Origin of the sequence: Streptomyces alkaliphilus (assembly GCF_014141535.1) — a bacterium.
In the GTDB taxonomy this organism is placed as follows: Bacteria; Actinomycetota; Actinomycetes; order Streptomycetales; family Streptomycetaceae; genus Streptomyces; species Streptomyces alkaliphilus.
Map to the genome: position 1 here is coordinate 1 of NZ_VKHT01000227.1, position 6113 is coordinate 6113.

Genomic DNA, 6113 nt, shown 5'->3' on the forward strand with positions numbered 1-6113 from the left:
GGAAAGGGCGGGGCCGGCCGCGGGGCCGGCCCCGCCGACAGGGGCCGTGCCCCCGCGCTTCCGCCGCCGGGGAGGCCCGGCAGGAAGAGGGCGGAGGCGCGGGGGCGACCGATCAGTTGCGCCAGGTGTCGTTGAGCGTCACCCGGCCGGAGGACGGCACGGTGGCCGTGCGGTTGTTCCCGGACTCCCAGGTCACGTTGCCGTTGGCGTCCTTGCGGATGTACTTGTACTGGAAGGTGGTGCCGGGCGGCAGGTCCAGCTCCAGGCGCCAGATCGGGTAGGTGTCGGCGCTCATCCGGGGGGCGTTGGCGGTGTTCCAGCCGCCCAGCGCGGAGATGTTGCCCGCCACGTGGATGTTCTGGCCCATCTGCGTGGTCGCGTTGACCCCGAAGGAGGCACCGCCGGTCACCGGGTCCTCCCCGCCGCCGGTGCTCCCACCGGTGTCGCCGTTGGTGCAGTTGCGGGCGTTGACGTGCAGGGCCAGGGCGGTGCGGGCACCGAGGCTCGCGGTGAACTGACCGTTGCCGTTGACGGTGACCCGGGTGTTGTTCTGCACGTTGCAGTAGTCACCGGCCGGCAGGGAGGTCTGGAAGGTCCGGTTCAACGTGGAGTTCTCGTGGTTGATGACCACGTAGCCGCGGGTGCCCCGGCCGAAGGCGATGGCGTTGTTGCCGTTGGACCACCAGTTGGTGACGGCCTGGCCGCGGGTGGCGTTGCGGAAGCCCACCATGGAGGAGATCTCCCGCCAGGCGTGCTGGCACTTCCACCCGTTCTGGTAGCAGGCGGTCACGTTGCCGTTGTTGGGCGGGCCGGCGTCGAAGCCGCTGAACTCGTAGCCGGAGTGCACGTCCGGGCTGCCGTAGGGCCAGGCCAGCATGAAGACGTTGGCCAGGGTGTAGGTGGCGTTGTCCTTGTAGCTGAGGGTGGAACCGTTGCGCTCGGTGTCGTGGTTGTCGACGAAGACACCGGAGCGGTTGGAGGGCATGTAGCCCCAGGACTCGCCGAAGTTCTGCAGATTGGCGATCCGCTCGTTCTGGAACATCCGCTTGAGGTCGAACGCGTAGCGGAACTCCTGCACGTGACCGGCGTTGAGGTACTCCTCGGGCTTGATCGCCTCGCCGGCGCCGTAGATGACCTCCTGGTTCCAGAAGACGTTGCCGCCGTTGACCCGGGCGCGGATCTGCTCCATGTGCTGGGCCGGGATGTGCTTGACGGCGTCCACCCGGAAGCCGGCGACGCCCCAACCCAGGAGGCGGTTCATGTAGTTGGCGATCTGCTGCTGAACGTAGGCGCTGCCGGTGTTCAGGTCGGCGAGGCCGACCAGCTCGCAGTTCTGGACCCGCCAGCGATCGTTGGTGTAGTCGCTGCCCCGGATGTCCTCGCGGCAGGAACTGAAGTCGTTGCTGCTGTAGAGACCGGGGTAGTTGTACTTGCTGTAGGAGGTCCCGCCGGTACCGGTGCCCGAGCCGGCGGACATGTGGTTGATGACCGCGTCCACGATGACGCCGACACCCGCGTTGTTACAGGTGTTGACCATGGAGCGGAACTGCTGCTCGTTGCCGAGCCGGCCGGAGATGTTGTAGCTGACGGGCTGGTACTGCGTCCACCACGCGGAACCCTGGATGTGTTCCTGCGGCGGGGAGACCTGGACGAATCCGTAGCCTGCGGGGCCGAGTCGCTCGGTGCACTCGCGGGCGATGGAGTTGAAGTTCCAGGAGAACAGGACGGCGGTGACGTCCTTGTTGCCGGGGGGAGCGGCCTGGGCGGTGGGGGCACCTAGTGTGACCGCGGCGGTGGCAGCCGCCGCCAGCCCGACCAGCGCGGTGCGCACGGCTCTCCTGACGCCTCTTTTGGACATGGGTCCTCCACATTGAGGTGAGGGGGGTGCCGTCCCGACGCTGTCCCCGCGTCGGGACGTCCGTGCGGCCGGAAGGCAACGCGCCGTGCCCGCAGGGCCGTTGAACCGTGAAAGGCTCTTGCTGCAAGTGGTTGAACCTTGCGGCAATCTCTTGCAGAAGAGACCGTAGAACGCACCGGTAACCGGGTCAAGACCTCGGACACAACCCGGCAATGCCAGCGTTCCCTCAACGCAACCTCTTTCGCAAGAGATTGCGGACTGCTAACCTCGCGTCACCCCCGGTCGGTCGGGGGCCGGCCACGGCCCCACGCGCCCGACCGACCGGGTTCCAATCCAGGGGCGTCCCCCTGGACGCCCGCACCCCGCACCGGGCCGGCGCCGTGTCGGCGCACCCGCGCTCCGGGACCCCCACGCCTGACGACTCCTCGCCCCACAACGAGTCGGGCCCCGGTGCGGAACCGTTCGGTTCCGTACCGGGGCCCGGGCCCGCGGGCACCACCCTCCGGCCGGTGGTGTCAGCGGGTGCCGTCGAGGACGAGACCCGAGGGCGGTTGGGCGGTCGAGCCGCGCACCACCAGTTCGGGTTGGAAGACGAACTCCGTGTGGTGCACGGGATTTCCGCCGATCTCCTCCAGCAACGAGTTGACCGCCGCGCCGGCCATCGCCCGCACCGGCTGACGCAGGGTGGTCAGCGGCGGGTCGGTGAACGCGAACAGATCGGAATCGTCGTACCCCACCACCGAGACGTCACCGGGGACGTCCAGACCCCGGCCGCGCACGGCGCGAATGGCCCCCAGCGCCATCATGTCGCTGCCGCAGACCACGCCCGTGCAACCGGCGTCCAGCAGGGCCGAGGCGGCGGCCTGGCCGCCCTCCACGCTGAACAGCGTGTGCTGCACCAGGCCCGCGGCCACCGCCTCGGCCGCGGTGAGCCCGATGGCGGAGAGGAAGCCCTCGAGCTTGCGCCGCACCGGCACGAAGCGCTCCGGGCCGACCGCCAAACCGATCCGGCGGTGCCCCAGGTCCCGCAGGTGCCCCACCGCCATGCGGGTGGCGGCGGCGTCGTCCGGCGAGACGAAGGGGGCGGCGACCCGTGGGTTGTAGCCGTTGATCAGGACGAACGGCACCCCCCGCCCCGCGAGACGGGTGTACCGGGAGGGATCGGCGCTGGTGTCGGCGTGCAGCCCCGACAGGAAGATGACGCCGGTCACGCCCCGCTCGACGAGCTGCTCCACCAGCTCGTCCTCGGTGGCCCCGCCCGGGGACTGGGTGCACAGCACCGGCGTGTACCCGTGACCGGCCAGGGCCTGCTCGATGACCTGCGCGAACGCCGGGAAGATCGGGTTGGTCAGTTCGGGGATGACCAACCCCACCAGTCCGGCGCTGCGCCGGCGCAACCGCACCGGACGCTCGTAACCGAGGACGTCCAACGCGGCGAGCACCCGTTGCCGGGTGCCGGCGGCCACGCCCGCCTTGCCGTTCAGTACCCGGCTGACCGTGGCCTCGCTGACCGCGGCCTGGTGGGCGATGTCGGCGAGCCGGGCGGGGGCCGCCTGCACCTCCGTCATGCGGCCCACCAACCGGCGGTGTCGCCGGGCAGCGGACCGGAGCCGTCGAAGTCATCGTTGGTGATGAGGAATTCCGCCTCGTCGGGCAGGATGCCGGCGAGCTCGACGGGGGCGGTACCGGTGTTGACCACGCAGATCACCGAACGACCGATGGAGGTGGTGCGGCGGAAGGCCACCACGTCGGCGGGGGCGTCCAGCCACTCCACGGCGTCACCGGCGCCGAGTGCGGGGTGCTCCCGGCGGATCGCCAGCGCGCTGCGGTACATCTCCAGGGTGGAGGTGGGGTCGCCGATCTGCTCCTCCACGGACAGCTCGGCCCAGTCGGCAGGCTGGGGCAGCCAGCTGCCGCCCTCGCCGAAGCCGAGCGACTCGCCCTTCCGGGACCAGGGCATCGGCACCCGGCAGCCGTCGCGCAGGCCGTCCTGACCGTTGTCCTTGAAGAAGGAGGGGTCCTGGCGCACCTCGTCGGGCAGGTCGGTGACCTCGGGCAGGCCCAGTTCCTCGCCCTGGTAGACGTAGGCGGAACCGGGGAGTGCCAGCATCAGCAGGGTGGCGGCCCGGGCCCGCCGCAGCCCGCCGCCCAGACGGGTGCGGTGGCGGACCACGTCGTGGTTGGAGAGCACCCAGGTGGTGGGGGCTCCCACGGGCCGCATCGAGTCCAGGGAGGAGTTGATCACGCGCCGCAGCTCCTCGGCGTTCCACCCGGCCATCAGGTAGTGGAAGTTGAACGCCTGGTGCAGCTCGTCGGGGCGCAGGTAGAGCGCGGTGCGGTCCTCGCTGGGGGTCCACGCCTCGGCGACCCCGATGCGCTGCCCCGGGTACTCGTCGAGGATCTCGCGCCAGGAGCGGTAGATCTCGTGGACGCCGTCCTGGTCGAAGAAGGGCAGCTGCTGGTTGCCCAGGAGCTTGAGCTGGCCGGCGGAGCCCATGTCGGGCAGACCGGGCGCCTTGACCATGCCGTGGGCGACGTCGATGCGGAAGCCGTCCACCCCCATGTCCAGCCAGAACCGCAGCACCGAGCGGAACTCGTCACGCACGGCGGGGCTGTCCCAGTTGAAGTCCGGCTGCTCGGGGGCGAACAGGTGCAGGTACCACTCGCCGGGGGTGCCGTCCGGGTTGGAGGTCCGGGTCCAGGCGGGGCCCCCGAAGATCGACTCCCAGTCGTTGGGCGGGAGTTCGCCGTTCTCGCCCTTGCCGGGACGGAAGTGGTAGCGCTCCCGCAGCGGGGAACCGGGGCCCTCGCGCAGGGCGCGCTTGAACCACTCGTGCCGGTCGGAGGAGTGGTTGGGGACCAGGTCGACGATGACCCGCAGACCCAGGTCGTGCGCGTCACGGATCAGCGCGTCGGCGTCGTGCAGGTCGCCGAACATGGGGTCGATGGCGCGGTAGTCGGCGACATCGTAGCCGGCGTCGGCCTGCGGGGAGGCGTAGAACGGGCTGAGCCACACGGCGTCCACGCCGAGCTCGGCCAGGTACGGCAGCCGGGCGCGGACCCCCGGCAGGTCGCCCATGCCGTCGCCGTTGCCGTCGGCGAAGGAACGCGGGTAGACCTGGTAGATGACGGCGCCGCGCCACCAGTCCGCGCGGTCGTCGGTCACGGTCGCGGCCTCGGCGGGTGCGCCTGCGGGCCGGGTGCGGTCGGCGAGGTGCTGGGTCATGTCATCCCTGTGGTGTGTTGGGGGGACGGCCGGGGCCAGGTGGGTCCGGCCGGCGTCCGCGCGGTCGGGCCGGGTCGATCGGAGCGGGTCGATCGCCCCCGCCGGCCGGACCGCGCGAACGGACGGGTCACGCCTTGGTGGCTCCCGCGGTGAGCCCGGCCTGCAGGTGCCTCTGGGCGTACCCGAAGACCAGGGCGGCGGGCACCGCGATGAGGACCGCGGCAGCGGTCATGTAGTGCCAATCCTGAGTGTGCTGGTTGACGAAGGTCTGCAAACCACCCGCGAGGGTGAGGTTGCGTTCCCCGGTCATGAAGGCGGTCGCGTAGGCGACCTCCGCCCAGCCGGTGACGAAGCTGTAGAAGGCGGTCACCGCGAGGCCGGGCTTGGCCAGCGGCAGGATCAGCCGCCAGAAGGTGCCGAAGGGGCTGAGGCCGTCGACCCGTCCGGATTCGTCGATCGCGATCGGGATGGAGTCGAAGAAGCCCTTCATCATCCAGGCGCAGAACGGCACCGCGATCGTCAGGTAGGTGACGATCAGACCCACCGGCTGGTTGAGCAGCCCGTAGCGGGCCATGAGGTTGTACAGCGGGACGATCAGCACCGCCATCGGGAACATCTGGGTGAGCAGCAGGGTCCACATCAGCGACCGCATGCCCGGGAACTTGAACCGGCTGAGCGCGTATCCGGTGGTGGAGGAGATGAACACCCCCAGCACCGTGGTGAGGGTCACGATGAAGACCGAGTTCCCGAACCACGTGAGGAACGCGGTGTTGTTGATGACGTGGTCGTAGTTCTCCAGCGTGAAGCCGGCGAACAGGGTGAGGGAGAACGTCTCCTGCCGGGGCTTGAAGGAGGTCACCAGCAGCCAGAACGGCGGGAAGAGCGCGACGAACGCGGCCACCAGCAGGCCCGCGTGCAGGCCGAAGGAGGCGAGCGGTCCGCGCTCGCCGCGCCGCCGCACGCGCCGGGCGCGGCCGTCGGCGGGCGGGGTTCCGGCGCCGGCCGCCCCGCCGGGGGCGGGGGTGCCGG

The 6113-nt window shown here is 70.5% G+C and carries 4 protein-coding genes; all 4 read right to left on the reverse strand.

Going from position 1 to position 6113, the window contains the following annotated elements:
* Window positions 1–112: 112 nt before the first annotated feature.
* Window positions 113–1858, reverse strand: a complete 1746-nt coding sequence (locus FNQ90_RS09800) for a carbohydrate-binding module family 20 domain-containing protein (protein ID WP_182606012.1) — start codon at window positions 1856–1858, stop codon at window positions 113–115.
* Between the two features lie 515 nt (window positions 1859–2373).
* Window positions 2374–3426, reverse strand: a complete 1053-nt coding sequence (locus tag FNQ90_RS09805; protein ID WP_182606013.1) for a LacI family DNA-binding transcriptional regulator — start codon at window positions 3424–3426, stop codon at window positions 2374–2376.
* On the reverse strand, window positions 3423–5084 hold the full coding sequence (locus tag FNQ90_RS09810; protein ID WP_182606014.1) for a glycoside hydrolase family 13 protein: 1662 nt from the start codon (window positions 5082–5084) through the stop codon (window positions 3423–3425). Before FNQ90_RS09810 ends, FNQ90_RS09805 begins: the two co-directional genes overlap by 4 nt.
* Before the next feature lie 127 nt (window positions 5085–5211).
* Window positions 5212–6045, reverse strand: a complete 834-nt coding sequence (locus tag FNQ90_RS09815; protein WP_182606015.1) for a sugar ABC transporter permease — start codon at window positions 6043–6045, stop codon at window positions 5212–5214.
* Between the last annotated feature and the right edge of the window lie 68 nt (window positions 6046–6113).